Annotated in this window: 17 protein-coding genes; 6 read left to right on the top strand and 11 right to left on the bottom strand. The window is 58.7% G+C overall.

Annotation, left to right across the window (positions count from 1 at the left end; translation table 11 throughout):
* Window positions 1–95: 95 nt before the first annotated feature.
* The 7 genes from BLS41_RS01530 to tnpA form a co-directional block, all read right to left on the bottom strand.
* Window positions 96–1,193 (bottom strand): DUF6708 domain-containing protein, encoded by a 1,098-nt coding sequence (locus tag BLS41_RS01530; RefSeq protein WP_074762623.1) that lies wholly within the window; start codon window positions 1,191–1,193, stop codon window positions 96–98.
* 3 nt (window positions 1,194–1,196) lie between these two features.
* A complete protein-coding gene (locus BLS41_RS01525; RefSeq protein WP_074762622.1) occupies window positions 1,197–3,767 on the bottom strand; it encodes a T6SS effector BTH_I2691 family protein in 2,571 nt (856 codons plus the stop codon).
* Window positions 3,764–4,654 (bottom strand): DUF4123 domain-containing protein, encoded by an 891-nt coding sequence (locus BLS41_RS01520; RefSeq protein ID WP_074762621.1) that lies wholly within the window; start codon window positions 4,652–4,654, stop codon window positions 3,764–3,766. Before BLS41_RS01520 ends, BLS41_RS01525 begins: the two co-directional genes overlap by 4 nt.
* Before the next feature lie 16 nt (window positions 4,655–4,670).
* Window positions 4,671–7,163 carry a type VI secretion system Vgr family protein gene (locus BLS41_RS01515; RefSeq protein ID WP_074762620.1) on the bottom strand — a complete coding sequence of 831 codons (2,493 nt, stop codon included), beginning with the start codon at window positions 7,161–7,163 and terminating at the stop codon, window positions 4,671–4,673.
* 606 nt (window positions 7,164–7,769) lie between these two features.
* Window positions 7,770–9,350 (bottom strand): IS66 family transposase, encoded by a 1,581-nt coding sequence (gene tnpC / locus BLS41_RS01510; RefSeq protein WP_074762619.1) that lies wholly within the window; start codon window positions 9,348–9,350, stop codon window positions 7,770–7,772.
* Window positions 9,351–9,413: 63 nt separating this feature from the next.
* Window positions 9,414–9,752, bottom strand: coding sequence for an IS66 family insertion sequence element accessory protein TnpB (gene tnpB / locus BLS41_RS01505; RefSeq protein ID WP_074762618.1), 339 nt, complete (start codon window positions 9,750–9,752; stop codon window positions 9,414–9,416).
* On the bottom strand, window positions 9,749–10,123 hold the full coding sequence (tnpA, locus tag BLS41_RS01500; protein WP_083379920.1) for an IS66-like element accessory protein TnpA: 375 nt from the start codon (window positions 10,121–10,123) through the stop codon (window positions 9,749–9,751). The genes tnpB and tnpA overlap by 4 nt, the downstream gene beginning before the upstream one ends.
* A 236-nt stretch (window positions 10,124–10,359) precedes the next feature.
* Here tnpA and BLS41_RS39490 point away from each other — a divergent pair, with 236 nt between their 5' ends.
* Window positions 10,360–10,797 (top strand): hypothetical protein, encoded by a 438-nt coding sequence (locus BLS41_RS39490; RefSeq protein WP_253189598.1) that lies wholly within the window; start codon window positions 10,360–10,362, stop codon window positions 10,795–10,797.
* Window position 10,798: 1 nt separating this feature from the next.
* Window positions 10,799–11,179, top strand: coding sequence for a lysozyme inhibitor LprI family protein (locus BLS41_RS39485; RefSeq protein ID WP_253189597.1), 381 nt, complete (start codon window positions 10,799–10,801; stop codon window positions 11,177–11,179).
* Window positions 11,180–11,480: 301 nt separating this feature from the next.
* On the opposite strand, the gene gyrB is transcribed toward BLS41_RS39485, so the two are convergent.
* The 3 genes from gyrB to dnaA all read right to left on the bottom strand — a co-directional run bounded on the left by gyrB (window position 11,481) and on the right by dnaA (window position 16,967).
* Window positions 11,481–13,952, bottom strand: a complete 2,472-nt coding sequence (gyrB, locus tag BLS41_RS01490) for a DNA topoisomerase (ATP-hydrolyzing) subunit B (RefSeq protein ID WP_074762616.1) — start codon at window positions 13,950–13,952, stop codon at window positions 11,481–11,483.
* Between the two features lie 113 nt (window positions 13,953–14,065).
* Entirely contained in the window at window positions 14,066–15,169 is a 1,104-nt protein-coding gene (dnaN, locus tag BLS41_RS01485) for a DNA polymerase III subunit beta (protein WP_074762615.1), read from the bottom strand.
* 220 nt (window positions 15,170–15,389) lie between these two features.
* Window positions 15,390–16,967 (bottom strand): chromosomal replication initiator protein DnaA, encoded by a 1,578-nt coding sequence (gene dnaA / locus BLS41_RS01480; RefSeq protein WP_216350599.1) that lies wholly within the window; start codon window positions 16,965–16,967, stop codon window positions 15,390–15,392.
* A 384-nt stretch (window positions 16,968–17,351) separates the two neighbouring features.
* On the opposite strand from dnaA, the gene rpmH reads away from it, so the two are divergent.
* From rpmH to yidC, 4 genes are all read left to right on the top strand, one after another.
* Window positions 17,352–17,486 carry a 50S ribosomal protein L34 gene (gene rpmH, locus BLS41_RS01475; protein ID WP_004198824.1) on the top strand — a complete coding sequence of 45 codons (135 nt, stop codon included), beginning with the start codon at window positions 17,352–17,354 and terminating at the stop codon, window positions 17,484–17,486.
* Between the two features lie 19 nt (window positions 17,487–17,505).
* The gene (rnpA, locus tag BLS41_RS01470; protein WP_074766207.1) at window positions 17,506–17,985 is read left to right on the top strand and encodes a ribonuclease P protein component; all 480 of its coding nucleotides are present in this window, start codon (window positions 17,506–17,508) and stop codon (window positions 17,983–17,985) included.
* Between the two features lie 115 nt (window positions 17,986–18,100).
* Entirely contained in the window at window positions 18,101–18,331 is a 231-nt protein-coding gene (yidD, locus tag BLS41_RS01465; RefSeq protein ID WP_006050604.1) for a membrane protein insertion efficiency factor YidD, read from the top strand.
* A 30-nt stretch (window positions 18,332–18,361) separates the two neighbouring features.
* Window positions 18,362–20,023 carry a membrane protein insertase YidC gene (gene yidC, locus BLS41_RS01460; RefSeq protein ID WP_074762613.1) on the top strand — a complete coding sequence of 554 codons (1,662 nt, stop codon included), beginning with the start codon at window positions 18,362–18,364 and terminating at the stop codon, window positions 20,021–20,023.
* Window positions 20,024–20,219: 196 nt separating this feature from the next.
* On the opposite strand, the gene BLS41_RS01455 is transcribed toward yidC, so the two are convergent.
* Window positions 20,220–20,624, bottom strand: a complete 405-nt coding sequence (locus BLS41_RS01455) for a transcriptional regulator (RefSeq protein ID WP_074762612.1) — start codon at window positions 20,622–20,624, stop codon at window positions 20,220–20,222.
* Window positions 20,625–20,734 lie beyond the last annotated feature (110 nt).

Here is a 20,734-nt window from a genome sequence, read left to right as displayed (position 1 = left end):
GGATCGTCTGGCTCCGCCGCACAGCGTCCGGACACACCGTGTCCCGACGCGTCGCATTGGCGAGAAACCGTATCGGCCGCTCACTGCTTCATCTTTCATTGCGCCCCTCGCACAGCGGACCTTGCCACAAGAGCGGCCGGATTCGCGAGCCAGACTACCGCGTGTACCTTGCCATCGGCTTCACCAGTCCAGTCTTCAGCCCGCGCCTTCGGGTTCTCTGGATAGTCGCCGCGTTGCTGGGCCAGCACGGTGTCTCCCCAGCCGACCGGGGTTTTGTGGCGCGGCTCTGCATAGGGGTCGTTCTGCGCAATCGAACTGATTTTTTCAACGTCGGCTGGCCAGACCGGGGCACGGTTGGTTACGTTTGCGAGAGCCCGCAATCCTGTGAACAGCAGGATCTGCGGCATCATGATAATGCGCAAAAACGCGGGGGCACGCATTCCGAAGCCATACATTGAAAACAGGAACGACTCTCGCAGCGTTTCGCGCTGGGTGTGGAACAGCATAGGCTTCGGCAAGCGACTCGGCCCGTCGCTCATGTACCTGCACCAGTAATTCCACTGCGCCAAGGCCATCTCAACCTGTGCCTTGCCAGTCCACTCCCGGCCGATCGAGAACGCCCGGACGACGTTGCCTTTGGCATCGACCGTATAGTGCCGGATGTGAAATACCGTCCCGAATGGCGTTTCCTCGCGGTGCAGACAGAAGATCGAATCGCTGGTCCACGGAGCTTCCCATACGACATCGCCGTCGCCAGGCTTGACGAAGTACCGCCGTGTACGAATTGCGTAGAGCCTGGCTTCACTGCGGTGGAAACGAATCGGCCGGTACTTCAGACCAAATACCAGGCCTCGCGCAATTTTCCACACCAACGAGCCGAACGCCGCGACAACTAGAAGAGCCAGGCAGTCGAAAGCGAACATCCAGAACGCCGGCCCTGGTTCGGCATGAGAAATCACATAACCGTATGGGCCGATAGCCATACCCGCGCAGGCTAGCGCGGCCCCTGCCAGCACCCATTGCTTGTCCAGGTATGACGGCTCCGTCACATCCATGAACGTGGAGTTGATACAAAAGGTCGCCCCGAAATCCTGAACCTCTGGACCGACAGGTCGGTTGATCGGCAACCTGTGTGCCATATCCCACTCGGGCACAGGCTGGCCGATGCACTTCTTCATCAATCGCTCGTCCATGGCTTAGCTTCCAGCGGCCGACGTAAACGCGCGAACTTCAGCTTCGAGCGTGGGGTAGTGCTCACCTGCACTGAACTTGCAACGCGAGATCCAGTCTTTCATTTCCGATGCCTTGAAAACGGCAATGGCGATGCCAACGAGTATCGAAGCAACGAATGCAATCCAGAAGCCCGGAATAACCTGCAAATACGCGCCAATTGCGAGGTAAGCCCCGAGCGATCCGCTTAAGAAGTACAAAAAACCAAGACCGTACTCTTTGTTGCGAACAGATTCCGGCATGTTTTTAAAAATGTCGATCAAGGCTAGCCCAATGCCTGCCGCAGCCCCCATCCCACGGCCGACCTTGGCGCCTACTTCAGCCCATTCGCTCGCACCCGCCCATTGCTTCGTAATATAGGCTGCAAGCGGATGAGCTGGACCGCTGCGTACGGTCTCCGATGCGGTCTCGACAATATTCCCTAAAATCGACACGATGCACGCTAGTAGTTTTATCGAGGTATCGGTCTTGTTAAATTCATCACTGCCCAAGAAGTCCTTGGCGGCGAAGGTCAACGTCGCCATCTGGAAGATGACTGTCGCCACGCCTTGATGGAACTCTACTGGAGCTGACGATCCCAACCACTTCCGTGTGGTTTCCACTCCGGCGATCTTGATACTACTGACCTCGCTAGCGTCGAGCCTTCCTGAGCTAACCAGTGCGTCCGTGTCCAGCTCGTAGGCCACTACATCGGGATTGGAGGGAGGTGTCCCCTTAACAACCTGTTTGGCGACCTGTGTTGCGGAAGCGCGTTGTTCGGTTCGGTCGCCATCCAGTTGCACGCCCAGTTCCTTTGCCTGAGCCAGCAACCAAGTGCGCATCGCGACTTTGCTGACCTGCGATGGCGTCACGCGTACACCCGCGTGCAACGACAGCCGGATCATTGTGAATCCCCAGGCTGCGCCTCGCGTTCCCTTGGTAAGAGTCGCAACGATGTAATTGGCCGTGGTTACAACAAGCCTGTCACGCAGCGCAGATGCAGTGGCATTTTTTTCGACACGCTTGAAAGCTTCCTTGTAGATATTCAGGAAATTCTCGTACTGGATATCCGAGCCATGTACCTGTGAGTCCGCCGCCTTTATCAGGTCGTCCTGATTGAACATCAACGCACGTGCGTACACATTACGAATGTTTGACGCCTGGGTGCTGCTCAGCCAATCGTCGAGCACCTTTTTGCAATCCTCTGTGCCCGCGGCGACGCCAATCGCCTGTGCACAGGATTCGCTGTAGGCAAAGCCGCTGCGGATGTCCTTCACGTCGCTCACACCAGCCATCCATTCGGCCAGCAATTGCGACTTTAACCAGTCCGCGTGAGCCTGAACAAGCGGTTGCCATTTGGGTTTAAACGCGGTCAGGGCATTCTGGTATTCCGTTTTGAAATTCGCTAATGCCTTTTCGTCCAGCACGCTCGTAGGCTTGCCATCTGGCCCGATCTTGGTCGTTGCGTCTTCCCACGCCTCGTTCTCCGATCTCGTTTGTGCGCCGGGAATGTCGTTTATGTTTTGCTCGTCCTGTTTCAACGCCTGATCAAAGCTTCCCGTCTTGGCCGCGTTGTAGAGAAACCTGAAGAGCCCTACTGCGTCTGGCGCCTGCTCAACGCCTGCCTTCGCATTGAGCACGTTAGCATCCGTGATCGTCTTCGATATCCCATACGACATGCCGGTCATCGTGCGCGCGCTCCCCCGAATACCCGACTCCGCCCGCTCGAGGAGTTGCGCTGACATCCACTTCCAGTAGATAACCTGGTCAAAGCCGTTGTTCAGATTCGGGACCGTCAGTTCTGCTAGGTCGTTCGTAACGGCGACCGGATCGTTGACCGCCACGACAAACCCCTTCTTGATCGGAGATTGAGCCATCGCGTCTCCGATGCGCTTTACCAGATTACGTTGGCGCAATTTGATCTCGTCTTGCGGTGCCCGGTTGCTAAAGCCGAAAGCGTCCTTCATCGCCTTTTCGTCCATCGCAAAGTGCGCGACCTTCGCATGCGACGCCTGAAACTCGCCAGTGTCGGTCGCACTTCCCGCCAGCATCGCCGGCACGTTGATGCACTGCATGTGCAGCTTGCGCCAGGTCGCATCCGAGACCTTCTCGACGAGTGACTTGGTCCACTGCACGTTAGACCAGCCCATCCACAAATTCGTCGCCTCGTCCACACCAGGAGTATGTTCGACGTCAATGCAACGGCCGAGCGACTCGAATTTGAGGTCGCCGGCCATCGCGCAGCCTCGTGTCAGTTCCTGCTCCGCGTCGCCCGGCGGCGGCCGTATCCCGGGCGGGAAACTCCACATGATTCCGTCCTCAAGGACCATGTACGCCCGCAAGCGCTGACGCTTCTCGTCATAGGTGTAGAGGTAGCCAGGGCGCAGTGAGCGCAGCGTGTATCGAGCAGTCGCCACAGACTGCGGAGCGCGGGCGTCGATTTTGAAGTTGCCCGACAGCGATGGGGCTTTAGCTGCCCCGAGCGGGCACGCAACTGCGTAGCGGACAGGATAGATCAGGAGCGATTTTCGATCGCACAGTGGGCAAGAAACTGTCATGTTTTGATCCTCTCCGCCGTCTGCGAGCGGGAAGCCTGTTCAAAATGCTGGAAATCGCCAGGCGTGAGGCGCGCCTTCACGTCGGGCCAAGTGGTATCGTGGCGGCTGAGCGCCGTCCACGCGCTAACGATCGCCGGATGCTGCTCGAATGCCGCGCCATATCGCAGGCAATGCCACGTGTAATCCGCGAGATCGTCAACCCCCATCGTTACGCCGCGCTGGACGACATCGCAGAAAGTCCGGTCAAATTTGCCCGGCAACCGTTCCACCTCTTCAATGGGCATCGCTGCGAGCCGATTCAGGACGCGTACAGCGACATCGCTGCGGTCGACGCGGGGCCACTGTTCGGGACGCGGCCACGCCGGAACATAGCCTTCGAGTGCGTCCGACGACACGCCAGGTCCTGGTACGCTCCAGCGATGGCCCGCCCACGCGAACTGCCAGTTTTTGATTGGACCGAGCAGCGCGTGCCGCTGCGCGGCGTCGAAGATTGCCAGCGTCAGGCTCAGTACCCGCGGGTCGTAGTACCGCCAGAAAACCGACTGGCCATTTGTGCCCGGACCAACCAGATAGCGGGCGATGTGTTCCGCGAGCGTGTCGACATCGGCGTCGCTGTCGATCCAGGCGCACACGACCGGCGGCCGTTCGGTCTCGATTTCATCCAGCCAGTAGCCGGTTACTGTTTCACGCATATCCGCTGCGAGAGATTCGACATCAAGGAGTCTCGGCATCAGTTCCTCGCGATGCGCAAGGACGCGCGGCGTGCACGCACGCATGCCGAATCGCCTCAGGTCAGGCACATGCACGAGCGTCGCTGGCTCGATCAGCAAAAAACCACGCTCCAACGGGGTCGAGACTTCGGGAACGGGCAACATCGGTGAAGTCATTCTGTTCATTCGAGGACTACAGGGCGATTGAAGCGTTGCCGGCTTGAGCCGCGCCGCTCGACAACGAAGAGCAGAGATCTACGCCTGGGAATTGCGCCGGAACGCTTTGCGGGCCCATCGTGCCGTGGCTACCGGCGTGAATCAGGTTGCTGCCGGGCGTAAACCCGTTCAACCCGTCCGCGCTGATAACAAACTGGCTGTTACCCGCAGTCAGCTTGATCCCCTGTTTCGCGGTGATGTTGATCCAGTCAGTCGTGCTGATCAGGCTGACGACTTTTTTAGCCAGTAGCTCAAGTTCGTCGTTCTCCGCATGCACCTGCACCTTGCCGCTAGCAGCAATCAGCTTGATGCCAAGCTTGTGCACGAACAGGGAAAACTTCTCCGACACGCTCGCGAGCAATGACTTACCCGCGGCGATCGAAACGTCCTCGCCAGATGTCAGCGCCACATGCTGCCCGCTCGCAAGATGGGACGACCCAGGCGTGGTGATGGCAACCCCAGCAGGGCTGGCAACAACGACGTAGGGATCATTGAGTTCGGGAAATGAACCGCCGTTGCTGCTTCCGCTGCCACTCACGGTCCCACCACTGCCTTTGATGGCATCGTTCTGGGTCTTCAGGACGTCGGCGACGCTCGACTGGTCCGCTCCACTATCCTGTGCCTGATATTGCTGTGCAAGCTTGCCCAACTGCCCATGCAGGGTCTGCGCCTTCCCGAGTCGATCGACAGGCTCGCTCACGTCCGACAGATGCGATTTGGCCTGCGGACGAGGATCGGTGCTGATAAGCATGCCCTTGCCGGAGCGGATCGCACCGACAGCGTCCGTGCGCAATTCGAACCCTTCTCCACGCGCGTCCTGGCGACCCGCGGTGTTTTCGATACGGGTAACGTAGCCGAGCGAGAGTTGGCTGTTCTGGTGGTCGCTGCGTAACTGCGTTTGTATCTGCTGGGCCGTGTCGTCAAACAGGAGATGATTGCTGCGGCCGCCGGCGGTGTTGCCGCTCGCTCCGTCCAGTTCCCGCGAGCGGAATCCCATCAGCGCGCTCTGGGACGGTAGCTGCCATGAGGGCATGTTCTTCTCGTTGGCGACGCGACCCGTAACGATAGGCCGGTCCGGATTGCCCTCGAGCCACTGGACTATCACCTCCGATCCAATTCTTGGCGGAGCGGCGCCCCCTTGCTCACCGCCGCTCCAGGACGAAGCCACGCGCACCCAGGTCGAACTGGTTTCGTCGCCCTTCGCGTCCCGATCCCAGTGGAACTGGAGCTTGCAACGGCCATACTGGTCTGCGTAGACGCTTTGTCCAGTGGGGCCGACAACGGTCGCTGTCTGGGGGGCCAGGATGCGGGTGTCGACGCTGTTATAGCCCCGACCCGGGCGCCAGGGAATGCTGCGGCGGATGCATGTGAGTTCATTGCTGTATTCCGCAGCCGTCTCCGTGCCCTGGAGGTAGTTGTTCGACGCCACATGGCGCACGGAGACAATGAGGAACTCGCTTTTGCTTGCGTCGCCTGAAACGGCGCTGCCGTAGTGGTCCGTCAGGCGGAACCAGCGCCCGGGCATCGCATAGCGGCTGTTGCCCTCTCCGTCGAAGTGTTTGGCCGCTGCCTCAATTTCCTCCATCCTGCGGCGCGCGACATCGTTGCCATCCTGCCCGGGCTTGAATCCATACGCGCCGGCATACTGGTAATCCTCGAGTTGCGGAACGCTTCCCTGCTTGTTGACCGTCGGCATATCAACCGTAGCTGGCCGGGGGTTCTTGAAGTCAAACCTGGAGAGCGCGACCTGCGTCGGCATCATCTGGCGCACTGGCGCCCAGTTTGCGATGCCATCTTCTTCCTGCGATCCGGCTTCGCTCTGAAAACGGACTTCGGCGCTTGGACCGTCAATCTGCACTGCGTCCACTGACGCGTCGGTTACCACCAGCTTGTGGCCGCCGCTCGTGTGTTCGTACCAGTACAGATAACCCGCTGTTTCCCAGCGGCGACTCAGATAGTTATGATCGTCCTCGTTGTACTGGCAGGCCATTGTCATGGACGGATCTTCGCCATGTACATGCCAGTCCCAGGCAGGCAGGACACCGTAATCACTGAGCAGCGTCGTCGCCTGGGTATGGAGATTCTGGTCGAGAAAGAGGCGACTATTGCGACGGAGTTTCAGATATTGCAGCCACGGACCGATCTGAGCCTCATAATATGCGACACCACCATCGGTTTTAACGTGACGGAAAGCAAACACGTAGCCACTGAAATAGCGTAACGATCCATCCCCCCGAACGAGTTGGACGCTGAGCAGTTTGCCGATGAAATCCTTCAGTGCAAGCGCAGCATTATCGGAGAGGATCTCGACCGTGAACTCAAAATCGCGCGACAGAGCTTCCGTGCCTTCGAGCCGGTTCGCGAGCAAGACCTGCGCGGGGGCATCGTTATGCGGAAATGACATCGTGAGAATACGCCCCTGCTGCCTGCCCCCCAGCAGAGCCTTGAAATCCTGAGCAAGATTCGACACGGCGATTCCTTTTTTATTCTGCCCAAATCGGCGCCAAGCGATTTTAACGACTCTTCAGACGAAAAGGTATCAAATCAAGCCAGCCAGAATGGTCAATCGATTAAAGAGGAAAGAAATTCCTTTAATTGATGCATGCGGCATAATGGGATTTTTTACCGTTTTAAATTTAAACGGGAAATTTTCCGTTAATACTGAAAGGATTGCGGTTGGCGCTATCACACTGAAAACAGCAGTTAATAACGGGCAATTGGTGTGCATGAATAGGCGCGATTAACCGACGCGGAAAGTGCATGAACAATGATTGGTGAGTTCGTTTGACGAGCTGCCAGGCTCGATTGCTCCTTGAACTGCTCGCGAACATTCAGCAAATTCAGGCTCGCAGATATCGAGGAGTGCGCAATCAGGCGATGTGTTGAACTCTTTTGCGGGTGGCGGTATGGCACAACTATCGTTGCAGTTCTTCTGGCGACTTATGTGACGCTGCTCCTAATCAACGATGGCTTCCTCGGTAGTTTTCTTTTTTGTACCGTCAGTCCTTACGCAACAGTTGAGCCCGATTTGGCAAAGGACTGTAAGCGACCGGCAAACCCGCCTTGACGAATTGAATTATCGAACAGGGTCCGCTGGTTGCCAGCGATGAGGCAGTAATGTCGCGATATCGCTGGCCCTGTGGGTTGGCAGCTGTGTGAGGACGTCTTTCAGATAGGCGTGTGGTTCGTGCCCATTCAGTTGCGCTGAACGTAGCAGACTCATGATGGCTGCGGCTCGTTTTCCGGCTCGAAGTGAACCAGCGAACAACCAGTTCGACCTGCCAATAGCCCAAGGGCGTATCTGGTTCTCAACCCAGTTATTGTCGATAGGCACGTGACCATCATCGAGATAGCGGGTCAGCGCATCCCATCGTTTAAGACTGTAATCCAGCGCTTTGGCAATTGCCGAGCCTTCCGACACCAGCTTGCGCTGCGCCGTCATCCATTCGTGAAGTGCGTCGCAAACCGGTTTGGCCCGACTTTGCCGGAGGGTGTAGCGTTCCTCAGCTTGCAGTGTTACGGCATCACGCTCGATGTCGTAAAGCGCAGCGAAGAACGGCAGCGCCTGCGCGGCGATCTGACTGCTGTGATTAGTGTGCAGATCGAAGAACTTGCGTCTCGCGTGCGCCGCACATCCGATTTCAGTGATGCCCTGCTGGAATCCAGCCTTGTACCCACTGTAGTCGTCGCATACCAGTTTGCCTTGCCAGCCAGCGAGGAACGCGCGGGCATGTTCGCCTGCACGGCTGTCGGCGAAGTCGTAGACCACGGCGCGCAGTTCACTGTAATGCGTCGGCGTATATGCCCACAGATACGCGCGATGTGTCTTGCCTTTGCCCGGACTGAGCATCTGTACCGGCGTCTCATCCGCATGCAGCACACCCTGCTGCAGGATTTCCTGGTGCAGCGCGTCGACCAGCGGTTCTAGCTGCACGCCGCACGTGCCGACCCATGCGCCCAATGTCGAGCGCGGAATCGCGACGCCTGCTCGCCCAAAGATCTGCTCCTGACGGTACAGCGGAAGGTGGTCGGCGTACTTGGCAACCAGCACTGACGCCAGCAGTCCCGCGGTCGGGATGCCCTTGTCGATGACGTGCGCTGGCACCGCAGCCTGAATCAGTGTTTCGCAGTGTCTGCACACCCACTTCCCACGGATATGCCGCTCCACGGTGAACACGCCCGGCGTGTAGTCCAGCTTCTCGCTGATGTCTTCGCCGATGCGCACTCGCTCGCAGCCACACTGGCATACGGTGCTCTGCGGTTCGTGGCGAATCTCTGTGCGTGGCAATTGCGCCGGCAGCGCGGCACGCTTCGGCTGTTGGGGTAGCGGCCCGGTGGTGTCTTGTGGCTGAAGTTGCTCGAGCTCAACTTCAATGGCGGCGAGATCCGCGTCAATCGCCTCATCCAGCAGATTCATCTGATCGCGGCTGACCTGCTCGCTGCGCTTGCCGAACTGATAACGTCTGAGAATCGATATCTCGTGGGTCAACTGGTCGATCCGGGTCTGCCGGTAGCGTAGCTCCCGCTCTTTCTCACCGACCTCGCGGGTCTTCTCCTCGATCTCCCGGTCCCTGTCTTCGACGCGCGCAATCAATTGTGTGGCGAGCGCACGCAACTGTTCCGGGCTAAGAGCATTGAGGTCGGCTGGCAGGTCCATGCAGACGAGTCTGCCAGAACCCCGGAGAGCGCGAAAGCGCGACTGTTTACGTCCCTGGCGTCTTCAAATGACACGGATCACACCGTTCGCGCCGATGCGCTGCCACGGCAAACCCACTACCAGACCTTCGAGCTGTTCCTGCGTGAGCGCGTATTGCCTGGGCTCGCTACCGGCGCGCGGCCAGACGAATTGGCCCTCATTCAGCCGTCGCGCGGCCAGCCAGATGCCAATCCCATCGTGAACCAGGACCTTCAGGCGGTTGGCCCGCCGGTTGGCGAACAGGTACGCATGGTGTGGATGCGCGGCGCCGAACACGTTGATCACCCGACCCAGTGCCGTATCGAATCCGGCCCGCATGTCCAGCGGGTCAACTGCCAGCCACACCTGATCAATACGGATCATGCGAGCCACTCGCGCAGCCAGGCGGCGCATTGCGCTGCCTCTGAGGTTGGCCAGCTCACCGTTATCGACAGGTCCGCGCGACGCACCTCGACGCGAATCTCAGCTGTACGCGTGTTTCGCATCTCAAGTGGCAGCGGTACAAATTCCGGTGTCGGTGTCCGCGCCGCTGATGGGGGCGCTGTCAGGTCGCTACGGGCCACAAGCACACAATCGTTCGTTTCGGCCTGCTCGACCCAGCGTCGAAGCAGATTGGCGTTCAGCTTGTGGTGCAACGCGATAGCCGCGAGCGACACCCCCGGCCCCTGGCAAGCTGCCACAACCTGAGCCTTGAACTCGATACTGTAGCGCCGGCGTCGTCGACGGCCAGGCACTACTCCTTCTTCAATAGTGTTCACGTGTCCACCTATTTAAGTGCACACGATGCTCCCACGACTTTCAGCGCAACTCAAGATGAGATGACCGGGCGCTTACAAAGGACTGCATTGCGTACTTTAGTAAAACGCGCCGTCTACGCGCCAGATGCATTCGGTCAAACTCTCAACCCGGCGGGAACGAGAGCACGATATGTTCTGCCTGGGCACTTACAATTCAAATCACTGAACGATCGATGTCTATTTTCGCCATGAAGAAACTTAAGCAGTGCCTATTCCTTCTGATTGCGACACTTCTGTTGCCGCTCCATGCAGCCGCTCAAGACACGTATCGAATGACGGGTGCTGCGCAATTCGAGCAGGGCCGCGACTCACATGACCTCCCATTTCCGGTCAATCCGCTGACGGCTGGATTCCTTACCTTCGATAACAGCACGTTCGTATTTCACTATACGGGCCACAATTGCAGCGTGAGGGTGGACAAGAGGATGAACTTCTATGTCGACCCAGTCATCTCCCACTCCTTCGGCTCGCGAGATAAATTCAATGCTTTCCTGAACACCAAGTTCCATGCGAAAGGCGATGCGCTGACTGATACGTACATCCTCGGCGAAGCAGACGCGCCGCTGTGCGTCGGGTTGCGCTCGGCGATGATTTACAAGGTCGCCGGATGAAATGGTGCTGCTAGATGGGTCCTGGGCTTATCTGTACGAACGTCAGGCGCACGCGCCCGTGAATGCCGAACAGAGTTTCGATTGCAAGAAAGCCGACACGAATGTCGAGCACCTCATCTGCAAAGATCCCGAACTGGTCAAGTTGGACACGACAGTCAATCGTGGTTACGTCGCGATGCTGCTGACCGATTCAAAGGAGATTTCGTATCAGGACCCTGTTCGGCTGGACCAGATCAACTGGATCAGGAAAGTGCGGAACTCGTGTAACGACAACGCATGCCTGCTGAACGCATATCGTGCGCGCATCCAGTATATAAAGGGCAAGATTGCGACCGCCGATCCGTCCTACCCGGACGACGACTCGAATCAGGAGGGCGATTGACCCTGCCGTGCGGCTGCGATGGTGACAGCGTGCAAAACAAATTTGCAAATCCAGAAGAGGGACAAATTTAAACATCCCCGTCGCTTGATCATTTTCACTGGTGCAATGTGCAATATTCGATGTATTAAATCTCGCATCCTTTAATAAGGTGGGATTTTCGATACCAGAAAATAAAATAGCCCGGAAGACATTGGCAGTCGACCGGGCTACAACGAAGATCCTAATTTTTCACGAACACTGAGAAATTTTTTTCATCTCAGTGACTCGTTTTTCACTATCTCTGACAACCTACACAACAGCCTCAAACATCAATATTCCCCGCCCTCAAAGCATTCGACTCAATGAAAGCACGCCGCGGCTCCACATCATCCCCCATGAGCGTCGTAAAGATGCCATCAGCCGCAATAGCATCCTCGATCTGCACACGAAGCAAGCGACGCACGGTCGGATCCATCGTCGTCTCCCAAAGCTGACCGGGGTTCATCTCACCCAAGCCCTTATAGCGCTGCTTCGAGACATTGCGCTCAGCATCAGCCAGCAGCCACTTCATCGCGCTCTTGAAGTCGGTGACAGCCATACTCCGCTCACCACGTTTAATAACGGCGCCAGTCTGAATCAAGCCCTTAAACGTATTAGCGGTATTGATCAGCTGTTGATAATCAGCAGTGAGTTGGAAATCCTGATCCAGCACCGAGATTTTCTGATTACCGTGATGAGTCCGCGCAACACGCAGCGAGCGCAATTCACGCACCGGGTCATACATCGTCGTGACCTTGACTTCAGGCTTCAACGGATCGTCGCGCAGCTTCGCTTCCAGGGCAATCGCCGACGTTTCAGCCGCAGCTTCGCTAGAAAGGTCGATCACAACCCCATCCATCACTGCCTCAAGCGCCCCAGCGTCATACAACCGGCTCAACCGGTTAACAACGCCTTGAGCCAGCAAATAAGCCCGAGCCAGCTCGCCCAATGCATCGCCGGTAATCGGCGTAGCGCCATCGGACGAAACCAGTTCCGAACCCTGCAGCGCGAGCTTCAGAATGTGCGCATTAACTTCAGCCTCATCCTTCAGATACCGCTCGTCCTTACCTGCCTTGATCTTGAACAGCGGCGGTTGCGCGATATAGATATACCCACGCTCGATCATCTCCGGCATCTGACGATAGAAGAACGTCAGCAGCAGCGTGCGGATGTGCGCGCCGTCGACGTCAGCATCGGTCATGATGATGATGCGGTGATAACGCAGCTTCTCGAGGTTGTAGTCTTCCTTGCCGATGCCACAACCCAAAGCCGTAATCAGCGTGACGATCTGCTCCGAAGAAAGCAGCTTGTCATAACGCGCTTTCTCGACGTTCAGCACCTTGCCGCGCAGCGGCAAAATCGCCTGAAACTTCCGGTCGCGCCCCTGCTTCGCCGAGCCGCCTGCCGAGTCACCCTCGACGATATAAATTTCGGACTTCGCCGGATCTTTCTCCTGGCAATCCGCCAGCTTACCCGGCAAGCCAACGCCGTCGAGCACACCCTTCCGGCGCGTCATTTCCCGCGCCTTTCGAGCCGCGTCGCGCGCGCGCGCTGCATCGACGATCTTGCTGCAAATGATCTTCGCGTCGTTCGGCGTTTCCAGCAGGAATTCTTCGAGTGCCTTCGCGACCACGTCTTCCACCGGCGCACGCACTTCCGACGACACCAGTTTGTCCTTCGTCTGCGCGCTGAATTTCGGCTCCGGCACCTTCACCGACAGCACGCACGACAACCCTTCGCGCATATCGTCGCCAGACGTCTCGACCTTCGCCTTCTTGGCGACTTCGTGATCGTTGATGTACTTGTTCAACACGCGCGTCATCGCCGCACGCAACCCGGTCAGGTGAGTGCCGCCATCGCGCTGCGGAATATTGTTCGTGAAGCACAGCACGTTTTCGTTGTAGCTGTCGTTCCACTGCATGGCCACTTCCACGCCCACGCCGTCTTTCTCGCCGCTGATGTGGAAAATGTTCGGGTGCAGCACAGACTTGTTCTTGTTGATGTACTCGACAAAGCCCTTCACGCCGCCCACGAACGCGAAATCTTCTTCCTTGCCGGTGCGCTGGTCGGTCAGCTTGATGCGCACGCCGTTATTCAGGAACGACAGCTCGCGAATGCGCTTGGCCAGAATGTCGTAGTGATATTCGATGTTGCCGAAAATCGTCTCGTCGGCAAGAAAGTGCACTTCGGTGCCGCGATTCTCGGTGTCGCCGGTGATCTGGATCGGCGAAACAGCCACGCCGTCGATCTCTTCGATCACGCGGTTTTGCGGCACGCCACGGTGGAATTCCATGAAGTGCTTCTTGCCGTCGCGGCGAATGGTCAAACGCAGCCACGCGGACAGCGCGTTCACGCACGACACGCCCACACCGTGCAGACCGCCGGACACCTTGTAGCTGTTCTGGTCGAACTTGCCGCCGGCGTGCAACTCGGTCATCACGATTTCAGCGGCGCTGCGCTTCGGGTCGTGCTTGTCGTCCATCTTCAGGCCGGTCGGCACACCTCGGCCGTTGTCGGTGATCGAGATGGAATTGTCCGCGTGAATGATCACCTGGATGTCGTTGCAGTGGCCTGCCAGTGCTTCGTCGATCGAGTTGTCGAGCACTTCGAACACGAGGTGGTGCAAACCGGTGCCATCCGATGTATCCCCGATGTACATCCCCGGCCGCTTGCGCACAGCCTCCAGACCTTCGAGGATCTGAATGGACGAGGCGCCGTAGCTGTTGTCGGGTTGCGTATTGTTCGTTTCAGTCATGGATTTTTTCCGGTTCTGCGTTGCTGCTTGGTTGCTGCTCGGGACTTTTCAAAACACCATAAAAACGCCAAAGGGGCGCTGCGCCCCTTGGTGTGTTCTCGGTATTGGACGCGTTAGATGCGCATCGGCATCACAACGTATTTGAATTCGTCGTTCTCGGGAATCGTGATCAGCGCGCTGGAGCTGGCGTCGCCGAGGCTCACTTGCAACATGTCGACCTTCAGGTTCGCGAGCACGTCGAGCAGATACGTGACGTTGAACCCGATATCGACGCTGTCGCCGGTGTAAGCGATTTCCAGTTCTTCCTGCGCCTCTTCCTGGTCGGCGTTGGTCGACATGATCTTCAACTGGCCCGGCTCGATGATGCAGCGCACGCCCTTGAATTTGTCCGACGTCAGAATTGCCGCGCGTTGCAGCGAGCGCTGCAGTTCTTCGCGGCCAATCAGGAACTGGTTCTTGTGCGACTTCGGAATCACGCGCTGGAAGTCGGGGAACTTGCCCTCGACCAGCTTCGACACCAGTTCGACCTGGCCGAATGTGAACTTCACCTGCGTTTGCGCGATGTCGATTTTCAGCGTGTCGTCGATATCTTCGAGCAGACGCTGCAATTCCAGGATTGTCTTGCGCGGAATGATGACTTCCTGACGCGGGAACGAGCCTTCAATCTTCATCGACGAAAACGCCAGACGGTGGCCGTCTGTCGCGACCGCCATCAGCTGGTCGCCGTCTACCACCAGCAGCATGCCGTTCAGGTAGTAGCGAATGTCCTGCTGGGCCATCGAAAAATGGACCATGCCGAGCAACTGGCGGAATGTCTTTTGCGGAGCCACGAGGCTCGCGCCGTAGTCTTTGGCTTGCGCGACGGTCGGGAATTCGTCTGCTGCGAGGGTTTGCAGCGCAAAACGGCTCTTGCCGGATTGCACGGTCAAACGCTTGTCGTTCAGCGTGAGCGTGACCTGCCCGTCGGGCATGGCGCGCAGAATGTCGAGGAGCTTGCGTGCTGCCACCGTGGTCGCGACCGTTTCAGCGCCCACGCCGAAATCGGCACGCGTGGTGATCTGCAACTCGAGGTCGGTCGACAGGAACGACACGTCAGGGCCGTTCTTGGTAATCAGCAAATTGGCGAGGATCGGCAACGTATGGCGGCGTTCGACGATGCCGCTCACAGTTTGCAGCGGCCTGAGGAGGTTATCGCGTTCGGTCTTGACCAGTTGCATAGAGTTCCTTCGTTGATATGACGGCCTGCGCGCCTTGCCAGGTAAGCGTTCCAGCATGCAGCCGTGGCTCCCCGCCGGCGCAATGCAGCGCCTGTCACGGCGTGAAATCCGCCCGCGGCCGCCGGGCGGTTAAACCTGTATTGTGCCTGAAAACAGAACCGCCTCACTAAAATGGGGGCGAGTTTGGAAATAAACAGGTCGATTTTTCCATCGCGGCCGTTTAGCCCTTCAGGGTCTGCTCCAGCACGTGCAATTCGTGGTTCAGTTGCGCGTCCTTGCTGCGCTCGTCGGCAATTTTGCGAACTGCGTGCAGCACGGTGGTGTGGTCGCGCCCGCCGAACAACTCGCCGATTTCCGGCAAGCTCTTCTGGGTCAGCTCCTTGGCCAGATACATCGCGATCTGACGCGGCCGCGCGATGTTCGCTGGACGCTTCTTCGAATACATGTCCGCGACCTTGATGCTGTAGAAGTCAGCCACGGTCTTCTGGATGTTTTCGACCGAAATCTGCCGGTTCTGCACCGTTAGCAGGTCTTTCAGCGCTTCTTTGGTCAGTTCGATCGTGATTTCGCGGCCGTGGAACTTCGAATACGCGAGGATCTTGCGCAGCGCGCCTTCCAGCTCGCGCACGTTCGAGCGCAGATGCTTGGCGACGAAGAACGCGACGTCTTCATTCAGGCTCACGAACTCCGACTGTGCCTTGCGCATCAGAATCGCGACGCGCATTTCCAGTTCGGGCGGCTCGATCGCGACCGTCAGGCCGGAGTCGAAGCGCGAGATCAGGCGGTCGTCGATACCCGAAATTTCCTTCGGATACGTGTCGCTGGTGATGATCACCTGCGCCTTGTTCGCAACCAGCGCCTCGAACGCGTAGAAGAATTCCTCTTGCGTACGCGACTTGCCGGAGAAGAACTGAATATCGTCGATCAGCAGCAGGTCGAGCGAGTGGTAATAGCGCTTGAACTCGTCGAACGCCTTTCGCTGATAAGCCTTCACCACGTCGGACACATACTGTTCCGCGTGGATATAGCGGATGCGCGCACCCGCCTTGTCCATCAGAAGCTGATTGCCGATAGCGTGAATCAGGTGGGTCTTGCCCAGGCCCACGCCGCCATACAGGAACAGCGGGTTATACGAGATGCCGGGGTTGTCAGCGACCTGGATCGCCGCGGCGCGCGCCAGCTGGTTGGCCTTACCGGTCACGAAGTTATCGAACGTGAGAACCGGGTTCAGCTTCGAGCGCTCGTACATCGAGTCGTTTTCGCCGCTATTGGATGAGCCGGCGCTCTGGCCCGGCCGCCACGTGCGTCGCGCAGCCGCAGCTTCGTTCGCGTCGAGGCTCGGGAGATCGAGGTCGGCGGCGTCTTCGGCTGCCGCGCGGGCGTTCGCGTTCTGCGCGGACATTGCCTGATTGGCGCGTGCGATCTGTGCGGCCTGCACGGCGCCGACGGCTGCGTCCACGGCGGCACCGCCGCCAGCATGGCTGCCCATCGGCGCGGACGACGCAGGGCGAGCCTGGGCCGGCGCCGCAGCCGCGGGGGCGCGCATGCCGGCTTTCGGGTCCAGGACGAATTGCACGTCGACCGGGGCCTGCCAGAAATCGCGGGCCATATCGGAAATGCGGCCGGAGAACTGGCTCTTGACCCAGTCGAGTTTGAAGCGGTTCGGCGCGGCGATGCTGAGTGTGTTCGCAGCGGCGTCGAAGGCGACCGGGGCCAACGGTTTGATCCACGTCACATACTGCTGGGGCGTAAGCTCACGCTCCAGCAATGCGGAACAGTGTTGCCAGAAATCGTTCATCGAGTTGCTGTCGTTATGGTGTGCACGGCGGTCGCCGCTGCCCCCGTTGCGTGCGCGCAACAAGGCCCTGAGCAGCCAGGCGTAACGGCTCCAGGCGCTTGTGCCACAAGGGTTTGCGGGGCAAGCGAGCCGGAGCGGCGTGCAGGATTTTTGGGAAGTAAGGCGAGATTCTAACGCGTAAACGGACCCGCAAGGGAGTTATCCACAGGGACGGATCACCTACCGAACCAGGCCCAGGGCTCGGCTGAACCAGGCTAAACTATTGACGGCCAACGGAAAACCAGTTTAAATAGCGGGTTCCGCGAAAACCAATTTCAGTAAACCTCCGGCCATTGCGCTTTCAGCGATGATCGCGCGGTTTTTTTTCGATCAAGTGAGAGCAACATGAAACGTACTTACCAACCTTCCGTTACCCGTCGCAAGCGCACCCACGGCTTCCGCGTTCGCATGAAGACCGCAGGTGGCCGCAAGGTCATCAACGCACGTCGCGCGAAGGGCCGCAAGCGCCTCGCCATCTAAGGCGAGCAGATTGCGCGCTGTGACCGAAGCCCGCGGTGATGCGGGAGCGGCTGGGGCGCAGCAACCGGGCTCGGTTCCGTTGCCAGCGCAAGCCGCCTTCCCCAAAGCCGCAAGGCTGCTGAAAACGGATGAATTTTCATCCGTTTTTCGTTTGCACCCGTGGCGCCGCACGCCGCACTTCGTGGTGTACGGCCGGCCCACCGGCAATGACGCTCGCTTAGGTCTCGTGATCGGCAAGAAGTATGCGCCGCGCGCGGCCACGCGTAATCTGGTACGCCGAATCGCGCGTGAAGCCTTCCGGCTGCGTCGTGCGGAACTCGGCGGTTGGGATGTGCTGCTGCGTTTGCACACGCGTTTCGACAAGAAGGCTTTGCCGAGCGCCTCGTCGCCGTCTTTGAAGGCGCTGTGCCGTAGCGAAATCGAGGCGTTGCTCGACAAGGCAGCGCGCGAAATTACCCGTCGTGAGGCGCCGCCCGCGGAAGCGCCCAAGTCGGAATGACGCTCAAGTGACCGCCCGTTTTGCGGCTCCTGAAGCCCAAGCAGCTTCGGCAGCCTTGCCAGGCGGGCGTCACCCGGTACTCCACGTTGCGCGGCGCAGTCCGGCCGCACCAGCCATGCAAACGGTACTCATCGCTTTATTGCGTTTTTACAAGCTTGCCGTGAGCCCAATGCTCGGCAACCGGTGCCGTTTTTACCCTTCCTGCTCTGATTACGCGCGCGAAGCAATCCAGTATCATGGCGCCGCGCGCGGGACTTATCTCGCCGCCAGGCGTATTTGCCGCTGCCACCCGTTTTCCGCGGGCGGCATCGATCTCGTCCCGCCTCCCACTTCTGAAAAGCGCTGACGCGCCGTTCCATCGACACTGAGACAACGCATGGATATCAAACGCACCGTCCTATGGGTCATCTTTTTCATGTCAGCGGTCATGCTGTTCGACAACTGGCAACGCGACCATGGACGCCAGTCGATGTTCTTCCCGAGCGCCACGCCGACCAGCACGACTGGTAGCGCCGCACCGGGAACGACGACGCCTGGAACCCAGCCCGCCGATCTGCCGGCCACCAACGCAGCCGCTCCCGGCAATGCGCCGGCGGCCACGCAGTCGCAACTCGTCAAGTTCAGCACCGACGTCTATAGCGGTGAGATCGACACGCGCGGCGGTACGCTGTCGAAGCTGTCGCTCGTCAAGCAGGGCGACGGCAAGACGCCGGATCTCGTGATCACGCTGTTCGACCGTACGAACAACCACACGTATCTGGCGCGCACGGGCCTGCTCGGCGGCGATTTCCCGAACCACAACGACATTTTCACGCTGATGCCGAATCAGCAGACCGAGCTGACGGGCGACGAAAAGTCGTTCAGCCTCAGCTTCGAGTCGCCGGAAAGGGGTGGCGTGAAGGTCATCAAGACCTACACGTTCACGCGCGGCAGCTACGTGATCGGTGTCGAGACGAAGATCCAGAACGTCGGCAGCACGCCGGTGACGCCGTCGGTCTATATGGAACTGGTGCGCGACGACCAGCCGGTGGAAACGCCGCGCTTCTCGCACACGTTCATCGGGCCGGCTGTCTACACCGACCAGCATCACTTCCAGAAGATGACGTTCGGCGACATCGACAAGAACAAGCAGGATTACGCGACCTCGGCCGACAACGGCTGGATCGCGATGGTCCAGCATTACTTCGCGTCGGCGTGGATTCCTGAACATGGCGTGAAGCGCGACATCTACGTCGAGAAAATCGATCCGTCGCTGTATCGCGTGGGTGTGAAGCAGCCGCTGCCGACCATCGCGCCGGGCCAGACGACCACCGTGTCGGCACGCCTGTTCGCGGGTCCGGAAGAAGAGCGCATGCTCGAAGGCATCGCGCCGGGCCTGGAACTGGTCAAGGACTACGGCTGGGTCACGATCATCGCGAAGCCGCTGTTCTGGCTGCTCGAGAAGATTCATAGCTATGTCGGCAACTGGGGCTGGTCGATCGTGCTGCTCACGCTGCTGATCAAGGCCGTGTTCTTCCCGCTGTCGGCTGCGAGCTACAAGTCGATGGCGCGCATGAAGGCGATCACGCCGCGGATGACGGCGCTGCGCGAACGCTTCAAGGGCGATCCGCAGAAGATGAACGCCGCGCTGATGGAGCTGTACAAGACCGAGAAGGTCAATCCGTTCGGCGGCTGTCTGCCGGTCGTGATTCAGATTCCGGTGTTCATCTCGCTGTACTGGGTGCTGCTGTCGTCGGTGGAAATGCGCGGCGCACCGTGGATTCTGTGGATTCACGATCTGTCGCAGCAAGACCCGTTCTTCATCCTGCCGGTGCTGATGGCCGTCTCGATGTTCCTGCAGACCAAGCTGAACCCGACGCCGCCGGACCCGGTTCAAGCCAAGATGATGATGTTCATGCCGATCGCGTTCTCGGTCATGTTCTTCTTCTTCCCGGCCGGTCTGGTGCTGTACTACGTGGTGAACAACGTGTTGTCGATCGCGCAGCAGTACTACATCACGCGAATGATGGGTAAGCCGAAGACGCCGAAAGCGGCTTGATGTTCGAACGATGGAGAGGGCGAAACGCCCTTCTCCGTCGAAGCTGAAAGCCAGCTTGCAGTGCAGATGCAAAAAGCCGCCCGGTGCGAACCGAGCGGCTTTTTTTATTGCTTTGGGGTCGTCCTGAAGCGGCTCTGGAGGCGCTCGCCCTGGTCTTCAGAAAGATAAGGCGTAGCGCTCGGAAAGCGCCGCCCAATCACTCCTCCGTGTCGTCGCCGTAAAAGCGCACAATCATTTCTTCGACCAGAGAACGGTCTTTCGGATTGAGCGACGCAATCTTCGAAGCAAGTTCGATGGTTTCGGGTGTCGGCGGATACTTCTCTCCACGCGCCATTCCCCGGTTGTTTTCCGCAGGCGGCGATCCGTAGTGAAGCCAATGCTCTTTGACACCCAGCCATTCGGCCAGCGTGCGCAACTTGTCCGGCATCGGAATCGTCGTACCGGTGAGCCATTTGTGCGCGGTTTGCGGTGTAACCGGACGCTCGCCGCGATATCGGCGATTGAACTCGGTGGCGAGCTTGGTCCCGCCGCGAATCTTCAGCGGCTCTAGCGATTCCTTCAACCTTTTGGCGAAGGCTGCTTTTTCTTTGGTGGTCGGCATGAGCCAGATTGTGCAATTGAGTGTCTAACCAGTTGACAACTGACCAAGCTTCGTTTTAGCGTATTTGAGATAGATTTAGCTTGCCGTCCCAGGTGGACAAAGCGTTCTGC

Origin of the sequence: Paraburkholderia fungorum (assembly GCF_900099835.1) — a bacterium.
GTDB lineage: Bacteria > Pseudomonadota > Gammaproteobacteria > Burkholderiales > Burkholderiaceae > Paraburkholderia > Paraburkholderia fungorum_A.
Note: the sequence above shows the minus strand (reverse complement) of the source record. Positions and strands in the feature narration are given on the sequence as shown.

Coding starts and splice junctions, on each gene's coding strand:
- rpmH (WP_004198824.1), top strand. CDS start 17,352: ATGAAACGTACTTACCAACCTTCCGTTACCCGTCGCAAGCGCACCCAC.
- gyrB (WP_074762616.1), bottom strand. CDS start 13,952: ATGACTGAAACGAACAATACGCAACCCGACAACAGCTACGGCGCCTCG.
- BLS41_RS01520 (WP_074762621.1), bottom strand. CDS start 4,654: ATGACTTCACCGATGTTGCCCGTTCCCGAAGTCTCGACCCCGTTGGAG.
- yidC (WP_074762613.1), top strand. CDS start 18,362: ATGGATATCAAACGCACCGTCCTATGGGTCATCTTTTTCATGTCAGCG.
- tnpB (WP_074762618.1), bottom strand. CDS start 9,752: ATGATCCGTATTGATCAGGTGTGGCTGGCAGTTGACCCGCTGGACATG.
- dnaA (WP_216350599.1), bottom strand. CDS start 16,967: ATGAACGATTTCTGGCAACACTGTTCCGCATTGCTGGAGCGTGAGCTT.
- tnpC (WP_074762619.1), bottom strand. CDS start 9,350: ATGGACCTGCCAGCCGACCTCAATGCTCTTAGCCCGGAACAGTTGCGT.
- dnaN (WP_074762615.1), bottom strand. CDS start 15,169: ATGCAACTGGTCAAGACCGAACGCGATAACCTCCTCAGGCCGCTGCAA.
- BLS41_RS39485 (WP_253189597.1), top strand. CDS start 10,799: ATGGTGCTGCTAGATGGGTCCTGGGCTTATCTGTACGAACGTCAGGCG.
- BLS41_RS39490 (WP_253189598.1), top strand. CDS start 10,360: ATGTCTATTTTCGCCATGAAGAAACTTAAGCAGTGCCTATTCCTTCTG.
- BLS41_RS01455 (WP_074762612.1), bottom strand. CDS start 20,624: ATGCCGACCACCAAAGAAAAAGCAGCCTTCGCCAAAAGGTTGAAGGAA.
- yidD (WP_006050604.1), top strand. CDS start 18,101: ATGCAAACGGTACTCATCGCTTTATTGCGTTTTTACAAGCTTGCCGTG.
- BLS41_RS01525 (WP_074762622.1), bottom strand. CDS start 3,767: ATGACAGTTTCTTGCCCACTGTGCGATCGAAAATCGCTCCTGATCTAT.
- BLS41_RS01530 (WP_074762623.1), bottom strand. CDS start 1,193: ATGGACGAGCGATTGATGAAGAAGTGCATCGGCCAGCCTGTGCCCGAG.